Here is an 18,815-nt window from a genome sequence, read left to right as displayed (position 1 = left end):
CCCTCAGACCAGCTTTTTCACAGCGTTCACGACCCAGTCCGGCTGCGGCAGAGCAAGCTTTTCCAGGTTGGCCGCATACGGCAGCGGCACGTCCAGGCCATGCACCCGGACCGGCGGCGCATCGAGCCAGTCGAACGCGTGTTCGATGACCTGCATCGCCACCTCCGCGCCTATGCCGGAGAACGGCCAGCCCTCTTCGACAGTCACCAGGCGCGAGGTTTTTTTCACGCTCTCGATGATGGTCGCGGTGTCGAGCGGACGTATCGTGCGCAGGTTGATCACCTCTGCCTTGATACCCTGCTCGGCCAGGATCTCGGCAGCCTTCAGCGCGACGCCCACCATGATCGAGAACGCGACGATGGTGACGTCGGTGCCTTCCCGCTCGATCTTCGCCTTGCCGATCGGCAGGATGAAGTCCGGGTCGGTAGGGCACTCGAAGCTCTGGCCATACAGGATCTCGTTCTCGAGAAAGATGATCGGGTTCGGGTCGCGGATGGCGGCCCGCAGCAGGCCCTTGGCATCAGCCGCCGAATACGGCGCCACCACCTTCAGGCCCGGCACGTGCGCGTACCAACTCGCGTAGCACTGCGAATGCTGCGCGCCGACGCGGGACGCGGCACCGTTCGGGCCGCGGAACACGATCGGACAGCCCATCTGGCCGCCGGACATGTAAAGCGTCTTGGCCGCCGAATTGATGATCTGGTCGATCGCCTGCATGGCGAAGTTGAAGGTCATGAACTCGACGATCGGCTTGAGGCCGGTCAGCGCCGCGCCGACCGCCATGCCGGTAAAGCCGTGCTCGGTGATCGGGGTATCGATGACCCGACGCGCGCCGAATTCCTCCAGCAGACCCTGGCTGACCTTGTAGGCGCCCTGATACTCGGCAACTTCCTCGCCGATCAGGAACACGTCGTCGTCGGCGCGCATCTCCAGCGCCATGGCATCGCGCAGTGCCTCGCGGACCGAGGTCGGCTTCGTCTCGCCCCACTCGCGTTCCGGGCTCGGCCGGGCGAGTTCCGGCGTCTTTTCCGCCGAGGCGCGATCGGCGATTTCCTTGGCGCCACTATCGGCCGCGACCTTCGGCTGGGCAGCATCTTCCTTGGTTGCCGGCTGATCGACGGCGGAGGCATCCTCGCCATCGGCCAGCAGCACGGCGATCGGCGCGTTCACCGCGACGCCCTCGGTGCCTTCCTCGACCAGGATCTTTCCCAGGATCCCCTCATCGACCGCCTCGACCTCCATGGTCGCCTTGTCGGTCTCGATCTCGGCGATGATATCGCCGGCAGCGATGGTATCGCCCACTTTCTTGAGCCAGCGGGCCAACGTGCCCTCCGTCATGGTGGGAGAAAGGGCTGGCATCAGCACCTGGGTCGACATAGGCGTCAGGCCTCCACCAGTATGTCCGTCCACAATTCGGACGCGTCGGGTTCCGGGCTCGACTGCGCGAAATCCGCTGCATCGGCCACGATCTTCTTGATGTCGTCGTCGGTCGCCTTGAGGGTCGCCTCGTTCTCGCCGAGGTCGAGCAGCGCACGCTTCACCTGCTCGATCGCATCCCGCTCGCGACGCATCTGGTCGACTTCTTCGCGAGTACGATACTTCGCCGGGTCGGACATGGAGTGTCCGCGATAGCGGTAGGTCTTCATCTCCAGCAGGAACGGTCCGTTGCCGGCGCGGCAATGGGCGACGGCTTCCTGGGCAGCGTCACGCACCGCGACCACGTCCATGCCGTCGACCTGCTGGCCCGGGATGCCCCAGGGCGAGCCGTTCTTCCACAGCTCCTTCGAGGCGGACGACCGCTCGACGCTGGTGCCCATGCCGTACTGGTTGTTCTCGATCACGAAAATGCAGGGCAGCTTGTGGAGTGCCGCGAGGTTGAAGCTCTCGAAAACCTGGCCCTGGTTCGATGCCCCCTCGCCCATGTAGGCGACTGCGACCTCGTCGCTGCCGCGATACTTGTTGGAGAAGGCCAGCCCGGCACCGATAGACACCTGCGCGCCGACGATGCCGTGCCCACCGTAGAAGTGCTCCTTCTTGGAGAACATGTGCATCGAGCCGCCCTTGCCGCGGGAATAGCCGGTGGAGCGGCCGGTCAGCTCTGCCATCACGCCCTTCGGGTCCATGCCGGTCGCCAGCATGTGGCCGTGGTCGCGATAGGAGGTGACAATCTTGTCGCCCTGCTTGAGCGCCATCTGCACGCCGACGACGATCGCTTCCTGCCCGATGTACAGATGGCAGAAGCCGCCGATCAGACCCATGCCATACAATTGGCCGGTGCGTTCCTCGAACCGGCGGATCAGCAGCATGTCGTGGTAGGCGCGGGTCAGGTCTTCCCGGCTCATCACCGGACTGTTGCTGCCGCGGGGCGCCTCGTCCTTCATCTTCCTCGCACCGCTCATCGTCATTCCTCGCTCGTTGGTCGGACAACAGGTTCAATCGGGGTCTCGGCCGCCTCGTCGTAGGCGCCGGACTTGCCGCCGGATTTATGCAGCACGCGCACTTCCTCGATACGCATGCCGCGATCGACCGCCTTGCACATGTCGTAGATGGTCAGCGCGGCGACGCTGGCCGCCATCAAGGCTTCCATTTCGACACCGGTCTGACCGGTCGTGCGAACGGTCGCCTCGATCTCCACGCCCCCACCGTCCGGCTCCGGTGTCAGGATGACCGCGACCGAACTGATCGCCAGCGGATGACAGAGCGGGATCAGGTCGGACGTGCGCTTGGCCGCCATGATGCCCGCAATCCGGGCAGCGGCAAAGACGTCCCCCTTCTTCGTGTCACCGGAAACGATCTGCCGCAACGTCTCCGGGCGCATAGCGACGCGTGCACCGGCGACTGCCTGGCGACGCGTGACCAGCTTGTCCGAGACATCGACCATGGCGGCACATCCCTGGTCGTCGAGATGGGTTAGCCGGGGCGATTCGCCATCCAATTTTTGGGACTCCATCCGGCCGCTCTAAATCGGACCGAGCAGCGCCGCACAGGCCGCCTCCGCATCCGGCTGCCTGAGCAGGCTCTCGCCCACGAGGAAGCAGGACGCGCCCGCAGTGCCGAGCCGAACCACATCCTCGCGCGTCCGGATCCCGCTCTCGGCAATGACGATACGGTCCGGGGGAACACGCGGCGCCAAGATCATCGTGGTCTCAAGATCGGTCTTCAACGTCTTGAGATTACGGTTGTTTATCCCGATCAACGATGCCTCAAGACCCAGTGCGCGATCCAGCTCCGCCTCGTCGTGGACCTCGACCAGGACGTCCAGATCGAGGGATCGCGCCAGGTCCAGCAGGTCGATCGCCATCCGGTCGGTCAGGGCAGCCATAATCAGCAGGATGCAGTCCGCCCCGATCAGGCGGCTCTCATAGACCTGCCATGGGTCGAGGATAAAATCCTTGCGCAGGACCGGCAGGCGCACTGCGGCCCTGGCTATCTGCAGGTCCGCGACATGACCCTGGAACGACGGGCCTTCGGTCAGCACCGACAGGCACGCAGCGCCGGCCGCCTGGTATTGGCGCGCGATCGACGCCGGGTCGTATTCCGGCCGGATCATGCCACCGGAGGGCGAGGCCTTCTTGATCTCGGCAATCAGGCCGACCTGGCGCTCCGCGGTCTTCAGCTTGAGCGCCTGACCGAACCCGCGTGGCGGCTCGGCGAGGTCGCGCAGCCGGAGCTTGAGCTCCTTGAGCGGCAGGCCGACGCAACGGCGCGAGACTTCCTCGCGGGTCAGCGCGCAGATCCGGTCCAGCACATCGGGCATGTCATGCATCGAATTTGCGACCTGATCGATCTCGGAGGCCCATCTCACACAAATCCTGCGTTCGTTCGGTTAAGGCGGGGATCTGGTCTGCGCAACGCGTTCAGCACGGAAAGAGCCGCGCCGTCGTCGAGCGCGCGTGCGGCATGTCGCAGCCCCTGCCGCAACCGCTCGATCGGTGCCTCCACCTCGTCTGTCGCCCCCGGGTTCCCGCCGACTGCATCCACCGGCACCGACAACGATGCCGGGGAGATGTTGCCCCGGGTGCTGACCTGCAAGGCCGCGGCCACATTGAGCATGACCGTATCGCGATACGGACCGGCCTCACCCTCGAGCAGGCGCTCCAGCGCCCGCGCATTATCGCCGGCATCGCCCCCGGCGACAGCCTCGATCGGCTGCCGCTCGAGCCCGAGATCCTCGGGACGAAGCGTGAACCGGCTGAGCCGGCCCTGGTCCATGACGACCACCCGGTTCGGACCGGCAAGGCTGAGCTCGTCCATGCCCGGCGCGGTGCTGCCCGCCGCACCGTCGCCATGTACCACCCACACGCAATCAGACCCGAGCTGATGCATCGCCCTGGCGATCGGCTCCATCCAGCCGGGGGCGAACACCCCGATCATCTGGCGGCGCACGCGGGCAGGATTACAGAGCGGACCCAGCAGATTGAAGATCGTCCGTGTGCCGAGATCGGACCGCACCGAGGCGGCGTGCCGCATGGCCGGGTGGTGGGCGGGGGCCGCGATGAAGGCAAGGCCGTTCATCTGCAGCGATGCCTCGAGTGCGGCCGGCTCCTGCAGGAACGGAATGCCCAGCGCCTCGAGCGTATCGAACGCGCCGGCACGCGAGGAGACCGCGCGGTTACCATGCTTGGCGACCGGCACGCCGAGGGCTGCGAGCACGAAGGCGACCGCCGTGGAGATGTTGAGGGTGCCGTGGCCATCCCCGCCGGTACCGCACACATCGATCGCGTCGGCGACGCCGGGAACGATCGTCATCCTGGCCCGCATTGCCCGGGCTGCGCCGACCAGTTCGGATACCGTTTCGCCGCGGACCCGAAGCGCCATCACCAGCCCGGCGATCTGCGCGTCGGTGGCGATCCCCGACATCACGATCTCGAACGCCGCCTGCGCTTCCTCGACGCTCAGGCGCGCACCATCGGCAACCCGGGCGAGCACCGGCTTCAGCGACGGCTGTTCATCCATTCGTCGGGCCCGCATCATACCGGGTGCACAGGCCGGAGGCGCACCGAGAAGCCGGGTCTGCGAGGCCCATCGTTCAGGCAGCCAGTTCGCGCGTTTGAGTGTTGCGGCCACGTGCCAGTGCCAGGAAGTTGGCCAGGATCGCGTGGCCATGCTCGGAGGCGATGCTCTCCGGGTGGAACTGCACCCCGAAGATCGGGAAGTCCCGATGCCGCAGGCCCATGACCACCCCGTCAGCCGTATGGGCCGTGGCGACCAGGGTCGCCGGCAGGGTGTCCGGCCTAACGGTCAGACTATGATAGCGGGTCGCCTGGAACGGCGACGGAAGACCGGCGAACACGTCGCCGCCGTTATGCTGGATCGGGCTGACCTTGCCGTGCATCGGCGCTGGCGCACGCACCACCTCGCCGCCGAACACCTGGCCGATCGCCTGGTGCCCGAGGCAAACGCCGAAGATCGGTACCCTGCCCGCCGCCGCCTCGATCAGGTCGCAGCAGATCCCGGCTTCGTTTGGCGAGCACGGACCAGGCGACAGCACGATCGCTTCCGGCCGCAGCGACATCGCCTCGTCGACCGAGAGCGCATCGTTCCGGCGCACATCGCACGCTTCACCGAGTTCGCCCAGGTAATGCACCAGGTTGAAGGTGAAGCTGTCGTAGTTATCGATCAGCAGGATCATGCTGTTATTGTGGGGTGCCGCCCCGGACCGGTCAAACCACCTCAGGTAGAAACGCCATGCGGACGCTGCGCATCAGCATGCACCTGGACACCAGGGGGCGGCTGGGTCTGGGCTATCGCCAGCTCGGCCGCCCGGAACAGCGCACGCGCTTTCTGGATCGTTTCCTGATACTCGGCCTCGGCCACGCTGTCGGCAACGACCCCGCATCCCGCCTGCACATGCATCGTCCCGTCCTTGATCAACGCCATTCGCAGGCCGATGCAGGTATCCATGGCGCCATCCACGCCGAAGTAACCGATGCATCCGGCGTAGGTGCCACGCCGGGTCAGCTCCATCTCGTCGATGATCTGCATGGCACGGATCTTCGGGGCGCCGGTCAGGGTCCCGGCGGGGAAGCCGGCGATCAGCGCGTCCACCGCATCCAGTTCGGGACGCAGCATGCCCTCGACGGTCGAGGAGATGTGCATGACGTGGCTGAAGCGCTCGATCATGAAGCTTTCGGTGACCTTGACGCTCCCGAGCGTGGCAACCCGGCCGACATCGTTGCGGCCGAGATCGACGAGCATCAGATGCTCTGCGCGCTCCTTCGGGTCGGCGAGCAGTTCGGCCTCGAGCCGTTCGTCCTCGGCACGGTCGGCGCCCCGCGGCCTGGTGCCGGCCAGCGGACGCACGGTGACGGTGCCCTCGCGCAGGCGTACCAGCACCTCGGGACTGCTGCCGACCAGCTGGAACCGGTCGTCCCCGCTGGACAGGTCAAGAAAGAACAGGAACGGCGCCGGGTTGATCCGCCTGAGCGCCCGGTAGAGGGCGAATGGCGGCGGCGCGAACGATGCCGAGAAACGCTGGCTCGGCACCACCTGGAACGCGTCGCCGGCGGCGATGTACTCCTGGACGCGGCCCACCACATCGAGGAATGCCTCCCGCGTGAAGTTCGAGCGCGGCTCGATCGGCACGGTGGCGACGGGCTGGACAGCGCTGGCCGCGGGTAGTTCCAGCGATAGCGCGTCGCGGGCCTGTGCCAGCAGCGCCTGTCCGCGCGCCCACAGCATGTCGGCCTGGTGCTCGCCGTCCGGACGCAGCGGCACCGCCAGGGTCAGCTCGTCGCGAACGTTGTCGAACACCGCGAACAGCGACGGCCGCAGCAGCATCGCCTCCGGCAGGCCGAGATCATCGACGGGAGAGTTTGGCAGCCGCTCCATCTGTCTGACCATGTCGTAGCCGAGATAGCCGAACAGGCCGCCGATCATCGGCGGCAAGGACGCCGGAAGCTCGATCCGGTTCGCCGCGATCTGCTGGCGCAGGCTGTCGATCGGATGGGCATCGAGCGGCATGAAGCTGTCCCCATCCCGGCTGACCGCCACAGTCCCGGTCCGGCAGCGCCAGATCCGGTCCGGTAGCAGCCCGATCACCGAGTAGCGACCACGCGCGACGCCGCCCTCGATGCTCTCAAGGAGGAAGCTGTTCCGGTCCGCACCGGGCAGGTGATGGCGCAGCTTCAGGAAAGCCGAGACCGGGGTCAGCAGGTCCGCGGCCTCGACGGTCCAGGCGATGACCGCCTGCCCGTCCCTGAGCCTGTCCTGCAAGGGCGACATGCTCACGAGCCGCTGTTGCTGTCCGAGGCTCCCGCCCCGGATGGCACTCCAACCACCTTCTCGACGGTCTTCACGTTGATGTTCGGCTTCGCGCGGTCGCGGAGTGCGCTCACGTAGCTGTTCTCGATGTCGTCGGCCAGTGCGGCGTCGAGCGCCTGCCGGGTCCGGCTGTAGCCCAGCGTATCGGCCGACGGGGCCGGGTGGCGGATGCCGGTGATCGTCGCCACCACGAAGCCGGTCGGGGTCTCCAGCATTGTCGACGTGCCGGGCTTCAGCGAGAACGCGATCTGCACGAGATTCTGGGGCGCCGGTCCAGAAGTCTGGCCGCGGCGGACCACGACGTCGCGCAGCATGTCCGGCCGGGCTGCGGCAGTGACCGCTAGGCCGCCATGCGCCTGAGCGTTGGCGTACAGGGCCGCGGCGGCCTGCTCATCGGCATGCCGTACTGCGTCCTGCTGGAAGTCGGCACGCAACCGGTCGCCGGCCTGCTCGAAGGTCAGCGGCCTGGCCGGGGTGATGTCCTCGACCGCCAGGGCGTACCAGCTATTTTCCGGCCCCTGCATCAGGGTCGGCACATCGCCTTTGCGGGCAGCAAACGCCTGGGCCAGGATCGCCTTGCGGATCGCGGCGCTGCCAGGGAACGGTGCCGGCTCGCCAGCCTGCGTCAGGCCCTGGGTGTCGAGCGTGCCTTCCGCGGCCACTGCGCCGAGATCGCCGGGGATCGCGTCGAGCCCGCCGCCGGCGATCGCATCCTGCAGCTTCTGGACACGCGGCGAGAGCAGCGCCGCCGCCTGCTGCCGGCCGACCAGGTCGTGCAGCTCGTCCTTCGCCTGGTCGAACGTCCGGTTCACCGGGGGAGTGATCTTGGAGACGCGCAGCACTACCCAACCCGCATCGGTTTTCGCCGGGCCGGTCACGACGTCGGCCGGGGCAGCGAACACCAGCTTCGCAATGTCGGGTGACGGGATGCTGGCCAGGGTGGCGTCGTCCAGCGAGATCGGCGTCGCGTCCTTGGCGGTCGCCTGAAGCTGGGCCCAGGCGACGCCACCGGTCCAGAGGCCGGCGAGCTGTTTCGCATGGGTCTCGTCCGGGACGATCAGCACCTGCACGGACCGCTTCTCCGCAACCTGGTACTTGGTGATCAATGAATCATATGCCCGGCGCTCGTCCGCTTCGGGGATATCAAGCCCGTGCGCGATGGTTTCCGGCGACAGCAGCACGACCTTGATCCGGCGATACTCGGGCGCCTTGAACCGGTCCTTGTTGTTGTCGAAGTAGCGATGCAGCGCGGCCTCATCCGGCGCCGCCGGGACCGGAATGGCGGTGAACGGCAGGGAAACCATGTCCAGCACGCGGGTTTCGGCACCGTAATCGAAGGCGCGGCGCACCAGTTCGGACGGCGCCATCGCCCCCACCCGGATCGGCTCGACCAGCGCGGTCGCCGCCGACTGCTCGCGGAAGATCTTGACCAGTTGGTCCTCGGTGAAGCCGGCCGCCTGCATCCGCTGGTCGAACAGCGTCCGGCTGAACTTGCCGTCCGCGCCGAGGAACGCCTTCTCGGCAAAGATCTGGTCGCGGACGATCTGGTCCGGCACCACGATCCCGGTCCGGCCGGCCTGGTTGGCAATGACTGCCTGGAAAATCAATTGCTGCAGCGCCTGGACCGCGATCTGGCGACGCTCGCCGAACGGCAACGAAGTAGGATCGGCAATACCCTGCGACTGCGCGGTCTGGCCAAGGGCACGCTGGTAGGTGCGCTGGAACTCGTCGGTGGCGATGTGCCGGCCGCCCACGGTCGCAACGTTGGCGCCGCCGCCGGTGATCAGGTTGGTGAAGAAGTCGCCGATCCCCCAGACCGCGAAGCTCGCGAAGATCACGACGGCCAGGATCCGTCCGAGCCAGGAGCCGATAAAGACGCGGCGCATGAAAGCGAGCATTGAGCAATCCACATGGAGGGCGGCAACAGGAAGACTGGGCCGGTCGGTCGTCGGGTCGGCGAGGCGGCGCACCATAGGGTGGGGCCCCGACCTTGTCATGCAGCGACCTTGTAAGGCGGCGCGCTTGTCATGCAGCACCCCGGCATGGTCTACCACCCGCCCTGACAGCCTGCCGGGCGGGGTCGCACCCCGGTTTCGGTCTGGGATGTCTACACCACGGAAGATTGGCGGGGATGGTCCGGGAATGAGTCGTCAACTGATCGCCGGCAACTGGAAGATGAACGGCCTGACCGCCGACGCAAGGAGCCTGGCTCAGGCTTTGCAGTCCGGCGCGGGCAACGGCTTCGGGCATGCCGATCTGCTGGTCTGCCCGCCCTTCACCCAGATCTCGACGGTAGCGGGCATCCTGACCGGCACTGCAATCACGGTCGGTGGCCAGGATTGCCACATGCAGGCGAAGGGCGCGCATACCGGCGATATTTCCGCCCCGATGCTTCGCGATCTTGGTGCAACCCACGTCATTCTCGGCCATTCCGAGCGCCGGCAGAACCACAAGGAAATAGACGAGACGGTTCGCGAGAAGGTGCTGGCGGCGCGGTCGGCTTGCCTCATCCCGATAGTCTGCGTCGGGGAAACCGAGGATCAGCGATCGGCCGACGGACACGAGGACGTGGTCGGCTGGCAGATCAAGGGCAGCCTGCCCGACGGGTTTGCCGATGGCGAAGGCGTCGTCGCCTACGAGCCGGTCTGGGCGATCGGCACCGGCCGCACCGCGACCGAACAGGATGTCGCGGCCATGCATGCCTTCATCCGCGCCGAGCTGGTTCGCCAGTTCGGCGATGCCGGCCACAAGACCCGCATCCTGTATGGTGGATCGGTGAATGCGAAGAATGCCGCAGGCCTGCTCGCGGTTGCCGATGTCGGCGGCGCCCTGGTCGGCGGCGCCAGCCTGAAGGCCCAGGATTTTTTTGCCATCGCGGCTGCCGCCTCGCGCGGTTGAGCCGGAACGGAACAGCATCATGATCGCCGCACTGCTCGTCCTTCATCTCCTCGTCACGCTGACATTGATCGGCACGGTGCTGATCCAGCGCAGTGAAGGCGGCGGCCTGGGCATCGGCTCCAGCCAGGGCATGGGCAGCTTCATGAGCGGTCGCGGCACCGCCAACCTGCTGACCCGCACCACCGCGATCCTGGCCGGCCTGTTCATGGCGCTGTCGCTGACGCTCGCGGTGCTCAACCGTGGCAGTTCGGGCCATACGCACGACATCCTCGCGGTGCCGGCAACTGCCACTGCGCCGGCCACACCCGCCACGCCGGTACCGGGAGCCGCCCTCCCCGCGCGGCCGCCAAGCCCCGTCCCGGCTCCGACCCCCGGCCACTGACTGCGACGCCCTGGTGCCAGGGTGAGCGATCCGGACATCGTCGTCATCGGCGCGGGTGCTGCGGGACTTGCAGCTGCTGCGGTCCTGCGCCGTGCCGGAAACTCGGTGCTGGTGCTCGAGGCCGGCCCCCGGATCGGCGGCCGTGCCCGCACCGTGCAGCCGGAACAACTGGGTGGCGCCTCGATCGACGAGGGTGCCACATGGCTGCACGAAGCCGGCCGCAATCCCCTCGTGGCGCTCGCCCGCCAGGCTGGAACGAAGCTGCATGAAGGCCATCCCGGGAGCCGTCGCCTGCTGATCGGGTCGAAGGTCGCCAGCCCGGACGAGGAAAACGCCTACGCCGAAGCCGACACCGCCTGGCGCTCATGCGTCCAGGCCAGTCTCGATGGTCCGGACATCAGCCTGGCCGAGGCCGGTAATGCCCGGAACCATGCCTCGGACCCGTGGTTGCCGAACGCGGAAGCCTGGGAAAGCGCCATCATCGCCGCGGTCGATGCGGACCAGCTGTCGCTGTTCGATTGGCATCGCAACCAGCTCGCCGACGACGATCTCCGTCCCGATCGGGGCGTCGGCACCCTGCTGGCCAAGCTGATGGGACCTCTGGCCGGACCGGTGCGATGCGGCGTCACGGTAATCGGGATCGACTGGCATCATCCGGCCGGGGTCACGATCACCACCACCGGCGGCACCGTCAGGGCCCGCGCATGCATCGTCACCGTCTCGACGGGGGTGCTTCGCGACGAGCGGATACGCTTTACCCCGCCACTGCCGCCCGAGACCCTGACGGCACTCGACGGCCTGCCGATGGGATTGCTGAGCAAGCTCGCCTTGCCGATCTCGGACAAGCCGGACTCGGCCGCACGGTTGGCCGTTGATCCCGACACCCTGATCGAGCAGCGACTGAGCGCGCGCGGCGAGCCGATGATGCTGCTGAGCGTGCGTCCAGCCGATGCCCCTTATGTTTCCGGGTTCTTCGGCGGGCGGTTCGCCTGGTCGTTCAGCGGTCGCGAGGAGGATGCGCTCGACGAAGCGATGAGCCGGCTGGCCGAGACACTGGGGGCCGCCGCGATCGATGCACTCAAGCCAGGCGGCTTCGTCTCCCGCTGGGGCAGCGACCCGCTGTTTCTCGGCGCCTATGCGTACGCAAGCCCCGGCCGTACCGACGCCCGGGCGGCGCTGGGGCGGCCGATCGGCGACGGCCGACTCGTGCTGGCCGGAGAAGCCTGCCGGACCGACGGGCTGGCCGGCACGGTCGGCGGGGCAATGCTGGACGGAGAGCGCGCCGCCCATTCGGTGCTGGCGGCACTCGGGGATCGCGGTCCATGGCCGGCAATATGGCCACAATCGGACACATGAATTCGAACCATGGGTTTCGTGTGCGCCGGTTCAGGTGTAGGACGACCGCCCATGACGCGGTTCGTATTTATCACCGGCGGTGTGGTCTCCTCACTCGGCAAAGGCATTGCCTCGGCAGCGCTCGCAGCGCTTCTGCAGGCTCGTGGCTACCGGGTCCGGCTACGCAAGCTCGATCCCTATCTCAATGTCGACCCGGGCACCATGAGCCCCTATCAGCACGGCGAGGTGTTCGTAACCGATGACGGGGCCGAGACCGATCTCGATCTGGGGCATTACGAGCGCTTCACCGGCGTGCATGCCACCCGGGCGGACAACGCCACCACCGGGCGCATCTATTCCGACGTGATCGCCCGCGAACGGCGCGGCGACTATCTCGGCGCCACCGTGCAGGTCATCCCGCACATCACCGACGCCATCAAGGATGTCGTGGTCCAGAATACCGAGGATCTCGATTTCGTGCTGGTCGAGATCGGCGGCACCGTCGGCGATATCGAGAGCCTGCCGTTCCTCGAGGCAATCCGCCAGCTCCGCAACGACCTTGGCCCGGACCGCACGATGTTCGTGCACCTGACCCTGGTGCCGTGGATTTCCAGCGCCGGCGAGCTCAAGACCAAGCCGACCCAGCACTCGGTCAAGGAGCTGCAGAATGTCGGCATCCAGCCGCAGATGCTGCTGTGCCGGTCCGATCGGCCGCTACCCGACAATGAGCGTCGCAAGATCGCCAGCTTCTGCAATGTCCGGCCCGAAGCGGTCATCTCGGCACTCGATGTCGATACGATTTATGCCTGCCCGGTAAGTTATCATGCCGAAGGCATGGATAACGAGGTGCTTCGGCATTTCGGCCTGCCCTACGAGGGCGAGCCCGACCTGTCCGCCTGGCACAACGTGCTGGACGCGATGCGAAATCCGGAAGGTGAAGTGCGCATCGCGGTCGTCGGCAAATACACCTCGCTGCTCGACAGCTACAAGTCGCTCAACGAGGCGCTGATCCACGGCGGCATCGCCAACCGGGTTCGCGTCAAGCTCGACTGGGTCGACAGCCAGATCTTCGAGAGTGCGGCGAGCGACCCGGCCGGTGCCATCGCACGGCTCGAGGATGTGCACGGAATCCTGGTTCCGGGCGGATTCGGCGAGCGCGGATCGGAAGGCAAGATCGAAGCCGTGCGGTTCGCCCGCGAGCACAGGATCCCGTTCTTCGGGATCTGCTTCGGCATGCAGATGGCGGTCATCGAGTGCGCGCGGAACCTGGCCGGCATTCCGGATGCGTCCTCAACCGAGTTCGGCGCCACCGAGGACCCCGTGGTCGGGCTGATGATCGAATGGGCGCGCGGCAACGAGATGCTACGTCGTCGCGAGGGTGGCGACCTCGGCGGCACGATGCGGGTCGGTGCCTACGACGCGGTGCTTGCGGAAGGGTCGCGTGTCGCCGAGGCATACGGGACCACGGAGATCCGGGAGCGCCACCGGCACCGCTACGAGGTGAACATCCATTACCGCGAACAACTCGAGAAGACCGGCATGGTATTTTCTGGCTTGTCGCCGGACGGTATTCTTCCTGAAATCATCGAGTATCCGGCGCACCCGTGGTTCATCGGCGTGCAGTATCATCCCGAGCTGCTGTCGAAACCGTTCGCTCCTCACCCGCTATTTTCGGGCTTCATCGCCGCGTCGGTGAAAAAAGCACGGCTGGTCTGAGCCGGCCGCCAGCTTCTCAGATGGCGTCATAAAAGTATCACCGGTGTCCCGCTGCCGGATCGGCTATGTCCGGTCCTGCAAGAGCGCCCGGGAGCCGATAGCCTATTTTATGGGCGTCTGATCGCAGAATGCTGCCCTATCCCCTGGCATATGCGCCAATTGCAACAGCACGACACATCCCGTTGCATCAAAAGCACATTTCGTCGGCATACTTGTCCAGGTAGGCAGGATTTTGCGGGCAGATCGTTTCGGAACGGCTAGAAGCGGCGGCACGGCCCCCCTGCTTCAAGGCGCATCCCCTCCATACTGACCAGAACTTGTCTCGCTGCCCTGCTCGCCAGCACCGCCTTAACCTGCACCGCCTTGTCAGCATCGGCACAAACGGCCGCACAGCCGGGTGCTGCCAAGCCAACAACGTCGAACGCCGAAAGCGTGACGGTGACCGGACGCAGCGTCCGTACGACGTCTCCAGGCGGCGGCCTGATGCGTGTCGAAACTGCCCCGAAGGCGGTCCAGACGATCACCCGCGACTTCATCGCCAAGCAGTCGCCGACCAGCGACGCCCAGTCGTTGCTGCGGTCGTTGCCCAGCACGAACGTGACGGACGTAGACCCATACGGATTGTATTCGGGATCGTCGCGCGTGCGCGGCCTCGACACGTCGGAAGTCGGCTGGCTGCTGGACGGCGCCCCACTGAACGATATCGGTGCGGGCCAGTTCTATTCGAACGAGGTGCTGGAAGCCGAAGATCTCGAATCGGTCTCGTTGACGCCTGGGTCGGTCAATCTCGATAGCCCGGTGGTCAGTGGAGCGGCCGGCCTCGTCGAAATGAAAATGTCCGATCCGACGTTGAAGCCGGGCGGCCTGCTCGACATCTCCTATGGCACCTACAAGTTGAGCCGTGAGTTCCTTCGTCTCAACACCGGCTTGATCGGCAACTCCGGTATCCGCGCCATGTTCGCGTTCAGCAACACGCAGGCGAATAACTGGGAAGGCCCGGGCGGTGCGCACAAGAAGCACATCGACTTCAAAGCGGTGAAGGATTTCGACAACGGCAGCAGAACATCGCTGACCGTCGCCTACAATAACGAGGTGGCAGACTCGTTCAACAGTAACGGCGTCACGGCTGCGAACTACCGCAACTTTATCGAGAAGGGGAACAGCAACTCCTATCTCGCAACTTATCCCGGCGCCGCGGCCGGTGCGAACTTCTACCTGCTGCATCAGAACCCGTTCGAGAACGTCATCGCCAGCGCCCCGTCGAGCCTGGTGATCAACTCGCGCCTGCACATCGATGACCCCCCGTATTTCTGGCATGGCATCGGCAACGGAACCGGCGCGACCTTGCTGACCGAGAACAGCCTCTACTACGGAAACCAGAAGGTCAGCGTCGATCTGAACGGTGACGGCAAGACCAACACCGCGAATAAGGTGCTGGCATTTACCCCGTCGAACCAGGAACAGTTCCGCCCCGGCAACACCATCAAAGCGGTGTATGATGTCGACAAGCACAACACTGTCACCGCCGGCTGGTGGTATGAGTATTCCGACCTCCTGCAGTATTCACCAATCGGCATTATCAATCAGCAATCCGGCGTTGCGGCCAATGTCTGGGGCGTTCAACACAACTACACTCTATCGAACGGCCAACAATATAATGCGCGAGACTGGGACACGATTACCCAGGTGAACATGTTGTTCGTCGGTGAGCACGCACATTACCTGGATGATCGCCTGGTCATTGATGCCGGCTTCAAGGAGGCGATGGTCTCACGTGATCTGACCAACCATATCCCCGGAACCACCTACCAGAACACCAACAACGTGGCGCTGCCGCTACCGCAACTCGGCATCAGCTACCAGATCGATCCACGTAACCAGATCTATGTGACCGGCTCGACCAATTTCCGCTCGCCGAGCAACACTTCGTTGGCCGATCAGATCAGCAACACGACCGGTAAGACGTCGCAATCTGCCAGCAACCAGAAATCGGAATACTCGATCGCCGAGGAGATCGGCTACCGTTATAGCGGGTCAACGCTGATCGGCAGCATCTCCTTCTTCAACTACAACTTTACGAACCGGCAGATCTCTCTCAACTATCTGGTCGGCGGGGCGCCCATCAGTTCCTCGGTCAATGCCGGCGGCCAGACCTCGCGCGGCGTCGACATCCAGCTTTCGACGCGGCCGATCCTGTTCCATCTGCGCCCGTATTTCGCGTTCGAGTATCTCGATGCGCGGATCGACAACAATCTGGCGACAACTGGTCTCCTGCGCGGGGCAACTGTAACCGACTACCTGCCGACCACCGGCAAGAACGCGATCGCAAGTCCGCATGTCCAGGCGAAACTGGGTCTCGACTACGATGATGGACGATTCTTCCTCGGTGCGGACCTCGACTATGTCGGCAAGCAGTATTCCTCGTTCATGAACGACGAGAGCATGCCCGACTTCATCACCAACAGCGTCTACTCCGGCTACCGTTTCCACCGGTTCGGCTACCTGAAGGCACCGCAGATCCAGTTGAACCTGCAGAACCTGACCGGCGCGACCTACCGCACCGGCGTCTACAGCCCGCAGAACAATGCCCTGGCCACCAAGGGCGTCTATGGCAGCACCATTTCCAGCAGTGGTGCACCGCTCTACCAGCTGCAGCCGGGCTTCTCGATCGCAGTCACTATGTCATCCTCGTTCTGACCGTCCGGCCAGGGGGAAGCATTGACCGACAGGCATGCGATCAATGCTTCCCCGGTGTCATCGCTAACACCGGGATGGTGCCGACCATTTTTATCCGTGAGCAGACGCTGCAGTCGTGACTGAGGTGATCGCGAACGGCCTGGTCCGGGTTTAGACAACCGTGATGTCAGTCGCCTTTCCGGCCGCGCTACCTGGCTGGCTTCGGCGTAATGAGAGCGCCGCAGATAAACCGCAACATGTCCAACCTGACCGGCGCTACCTACCGGACCGGCGTCTAAAGCTTCAAGAACAACGCCAAGACGACACCCGGCATCTTCGGCAGCAGTATCTCAGGCAGCGCGCCGACCTACTACACGCAGCCGGCGTTCGGGGCGATCGTCACCGTCTCCTCGGCGTTCTAGACCCCAAAATGGGCATCGGGGCCTTGGTCCCGATGCCCGGATGCTTCTGGCATCGAGTGCTGCTATACAGCGATCCGATACCTCGCCGGAGAGACCATGCCGTTCGTTCGCGCTTCGCTTCTCTCGCCCCTGGTCGCGATGATCCTGGCTGTCACCGCGGCTGGCGGTGCCCAGGCCGGCACGCTTGCCGAGGCAGCGGCCTTTCTCAAGCAGAAGTCGGCCGAACCGGGGGTCGTCACCCTGCCGTCCGGCCTCGAGTACAAGGTGATCTCGTCGGGCGATACCTCCGGCGAGCATCCCACCGCGACCAGCAGCGTGATGGTCAACTATGTTGGCAAGCTCTCCGATGGTGCCACGTTCGACGACAGCCACGACCAGATCGTGACGCTGCCTCTCGGTAGCGTGATCAAGGGCTGGACCGAGGGTCTGCAGTTGATGCGGCCGGGTGACGTCTGGATGCTCTATATCCCGCCAGCCCTGGCTTATGGCGCCAAGGGTGCCGGTCCGATCCCGCCGAACGAGGCGCTGGCGTTCAAGATCGAGTTCGTCGCCGTCTCCGGTCACTGAAAAAGACCGAACCGGCAACGGCTCACTTCCTGCGGCAGCCTCCTGCGGAATCCTGTTGAATCGTAATGCCTTTCGGATCCGTCGGTTCTTGATCTAGGGATATCCGGACTGGTTGCACGCAGAGGGTGCAAGGCAGGCATACCTTTGGCTGCCCGGTGCCTGCCCTATATCCCGCGTTCCGAATACTGACCCCGGCCGAGTGACGCGGTTGGACGCAGAGGAACACCGATGCCACCAGGCCTCAACGACGATCAGCATCCGCTCGCCGAGAGGTTCCGGTCCTTCATCCGCGACTCATCCTTCTCCTGCATCGGTGCCAAGTCGGCGCTTGCAAAGGGTCAGCTTCGGATCGTAGTGGCCCGCGATATCCGGTCCGCATGGGACGACCTCAGGATCCTCCCGGAGTTGCTCGATCTGGTGCAGAGCTACCGGGCCGATCGCCTGTTGTTCCAGAGCTTCGTGGTGCTGTTCGAGCAACCGGACCAACTCGACGAACACGAGTTCGAGGAACATCTCTGGGACCGCGTGCAGTCGCTGTCCGATAAGGATGACTGGATGGGCAAGGATTACGATGCCCGCGTCAGCCCCGACCCTGCCAGCCCACATTTCTCCCTCAGCTTCGGTGGCGAGGCATTCTTCGTGGTCGGACTGCACCCCGGTGCCAGCCGCATCGCCAGGCGGTTCGAGCGCCCTGCCCTGGTGTTCAACCTGCATGACCAGTTCGAGCAGTTGCGTGAACAGGGTCTCTACGACCGGCTTCGGACGACCATTCTCGATCGGGACCTGAACCTGAACGGAACCCAGAACCCGATGCTGTCGCGGTTCGGCGAGAACTCCGAGGCACGCCAATATAGTGGCCGGGCAGTTGGCTCGGACTGGCAGTGTCCATTCAGTGGCCGTCAGGCGGCACCGGCTCAGTCAACTTCGGGAGATCTCGAAGATGCCTGACCAGACCGGTCGCATCTTCGAGATCCCGCCCCGTTCCGGCGCTGCCTTCACTCTGGATGCAGGCCAGCGCCTTACCGTAATCGATCCCCAGGGCGAGCAGGTGGCGGATCTCCTCGCATACGTGCGCGGTGACACGTCGGAGGTAATTTCATCCGGGCGCACGCTGGATTATGCCAGCCGGCTGTTCCTGACCACCGGTGATCCTATCTACTCGAACCGAAGCAACGTGATGCTGCGGATCATCGAGGACACTGTCGGCCGTCACGACTTCCTGCTGACCCCCTGCTCGGCGGACACCTTCAGGATCATCTATGGCGACGAGCAGCCGCATCGTGGCTGCTTCGGCAACCTGGCCGCAGCACTGGCACCCTACGGGATCGGACCCGACCAGATCCCGATCGCCTTCAACGTGTTCATGAACGTTCAGGTCGACGGTCAGAGCGGCGCACTGACCGTGGAGCCACCGATGAGCAAGGCCGGCGACCACACGACGTTCCTGGCGGAGCAGGATCTGATCATCGGACTGACCGCCTGCTCCGCGCTCCAGTCTAACAACTACGCATTCAAGCCGATCCATTACCGGATCGACTGAACACGGTCGTTTGGCG

At 65.0% G+C, this 18,815-nt stretch carries 16 protein-coding genes; 8 read left to right on the top strand and 8 right to left on the bottom strand.

Annotated elements, in window-relative coordinates:
- Positions 1-3: 3 nt before the first annotated feature.
- From HN018_RS09755 to HN018_RS09720, 8 genes are all read right to left on the bottom strand, one after another.
- Entirely contained in the window at positions 4-1,377 is a 1,374-nt protein-coding gene (locus tag HN018_RS09755) for a pyruvate dehydrogenase complex E1 component subunit beta (protein ID WP_171834032.1), read from the bottom strand.
- A 5-nt stretch (positions 1,378-1,382) separates the two neighbouring features.
- Complete coding sequence (gene pdhA, locus HN018_RS09750) at positions 1,383-2,342, bottom strand: pyruvate dehydrogenase (acetyl-transferring) E1 component subunit alpha (protein ID WP_171834146.1); 960 nt, start codon at positions 2,340-2,342, stop codon at positions 1,383-1,385.
- Between the two features lie 59 nt (positions 2,343-2,401).
- Positions 2,402-2,950 (bottom strand): cyclic pyranopterin monophosphate synthase MoaC, encoded by a 549-nt coding sequence (gene moaC, locus HN018_RS09745; RefSeq protein ID WP_171834033.1) that lies wholly within the window; start codon positions 2,948-2,950, stop codon positions 2,402-2,404.
- Between the two features lie 9 nt (positions 2,951-2,959).
- Positions 2,960-3,766: an indole-3-glycerol phosphate synthase TrpC gene (gene trpC, locus HN018_RS09740; protein ID WP_171834034.1), complete on the bottom strand. Its 807-nt coding sequence runs from the start codon at positions 3,764-3,766 to the stop codon at positions 2,960-2,962.
- A gap of 35 nt (positions 3,767-3,801) precedes the next feature.
- The gene (trpD, locus tag HN018_RS09735; protein ID WP_239479179.1) at positions 3,802-4,956 is read right to left on the bottom strand and encodes an anthranilate phosphoribosyltransferase; all 1,155 of its coding nucleotides are present in this window, start codon (positions 4,954-4,956) and stop codon (positions 3,802-3,804) included.
- 73 nt (positions 4,957-5,029) lie between these two features.
- Positions 5,030-5,632 carry an anthranilate synthase component II gene (locus HN018_RS09730; RefSeq protein WP_171834035.1) on the bottom strand — a complete coding sequence of 201 codons (603 nt, stop codon included), beginning with the start codon at positions 5,630-5,632 and terminating at the stop codon, positions 5,030-5,032.
- 41 nt (positions 5,633-5,673) lie between these two features.
- Entirely contained in the window at positions 5,674-7,224 is a 1,551-nt protein-coding gene (trpE, locus tag HN018_RS09725) for an anthranilate synthase component I (RefSeq protein WP_171834148.1), read from the bottom strand.
- Positions 7,225-7,226: 2 nt separating this feature from the next.
- On the bottom strand, positions 7,227-9,149 hold the full coding sequence (locus HN018_RS09720) for a peptidyl-prolyl cis-trans isomerase (RefSeq protein ID WP_172443471.1): 1,923 nt from the start codon (positions 9,147-9,149) through the stop codon (positions 7,227-7,229).
- A gap of 256 nt (positions 9,150-9,405) precedes the next feature.
- Here HN018_RS09720 and tpiA point away from each other — a divergent pair, with 256 nt between their 5' ends.
- The 8 genes from tpiA (at position 9,406) to HN018_RS09680 (ending at position 18,799) form a co-directional block, all read left to right on the top strand.
- Complete coding sequence (gene tpiA, locus HN018_RS09715) at positions 9,406-10,161, top strand: triose-phosphate isomerase (RefSeq protein ID WP_171834037.1); 756 nt, start codon at positions 9,406-9,408, stop codon at positions 10,159-10,161.
- A gap of 19 nt (positions 10,162-10,180) precedes the next feature.
- Positions 10,181-10,543, top strand: coding sequence for a preprotein translocase subunit SecG (gene secG / locus HN018_RS09710; protein WP_171834038.1), 363 nt, complete (start codon positions 10,181-10,183; stop codon positions 10,541-10,543).
- A gap of 21 nt (positions 10,544-10,564) precedes the next feature.
- The gene (locus tag HN018_RS09705) at positions 10,565-11,899 is read left to right on the top strand and encodes a flavin monoamine oxidase family protein (protein WP_171834039.1); all 1,335 of its coding nucleotides are present in this window, start codon (positions 10,565-10,567) and stop codon (positions 11,897-11,899) included.
- A 51-nt stretch (positions 11,900-11,950) separates the two neighbouring features.
- Positions 11,951-13,594 (top strand): CTP synthase, encoded by a 1,644-nt coding sequence (locus HN018_RS09700; protein ID WP_171834040.1) that lies wholly within the window; start codon positions 11,951-11,953, stop codon positions 13,592-13,594.
- 438 nt (positions 13,595-14,032) lie between these two features.
- Positions 14,033-16,291: a TonB-dependent receptor gene (locus tag HN018_RS09695; RefSeq protein ID WP_171834041.1), complete on the top strand. Its 2,259-nt coding sequence runs from the start codon at positions 14,033-14,035 to the stop codon at positions 16,289-16,291.
- 497 nt (positions 16,292-16,788) lie between these two features.
- Positions 16,789-17,259 carry an FKBP-type peptidyl-prolyl cis-trans isomerase gene (locus tag HN018_RS09690; RefSeq protein ID WP_171834042.1) on the top strand — a complete coding sequence of 157 codons (471 nt, stop codon included), beginning with the start codon at positions 16,789-16,791 and terminating at the stop codon, positions 17,257-17,259.
- 228 nt (positions 17,260-17,487) lie between these two features.
- Positions 17,488-18,207, top strand: coding sequence for a guanitoxin biosynthesis heme-dependent pre-guanitoxin N-hydroxylase GntA (gene gntA / locus HN018_RS09685; RefSeq protein WP_171834043.1), 720 nt, complete (start codon positions 17,488-17,490; stop codon positions 18,205-18,207).
- Entirely contained in the window at positions 18,200-18,799 is a 600-nt protein-coding gene (locus tag HN018_RS09680) for a DUF1989 domain-containing protein (RefSeq protein WP_171834044.1), read from the top strand. The genes gntA and HN018_RS09680 overlap by 8 nt, the downstream gene beginning before the upstream one ends.
- Positions 18,800-18,815 lie beyond the last annotated feature (16 nt).

This window comes from Lichenicola cladoniae (genome assembly GCF_013201075.1).
Classification (GTDB): domain Bacteria; phylum Pseudomonadota; class Alphaproteobacteria; order Acetobacterales; family Acetobacteraceae; genus Lichenicola; species Lichenicola cladoniae.
The sequence above is the reverse complement of the archived record's forward strand: the minus strand, read 5'-3'. Positions and strand labels throughout refer to the sequence as shown.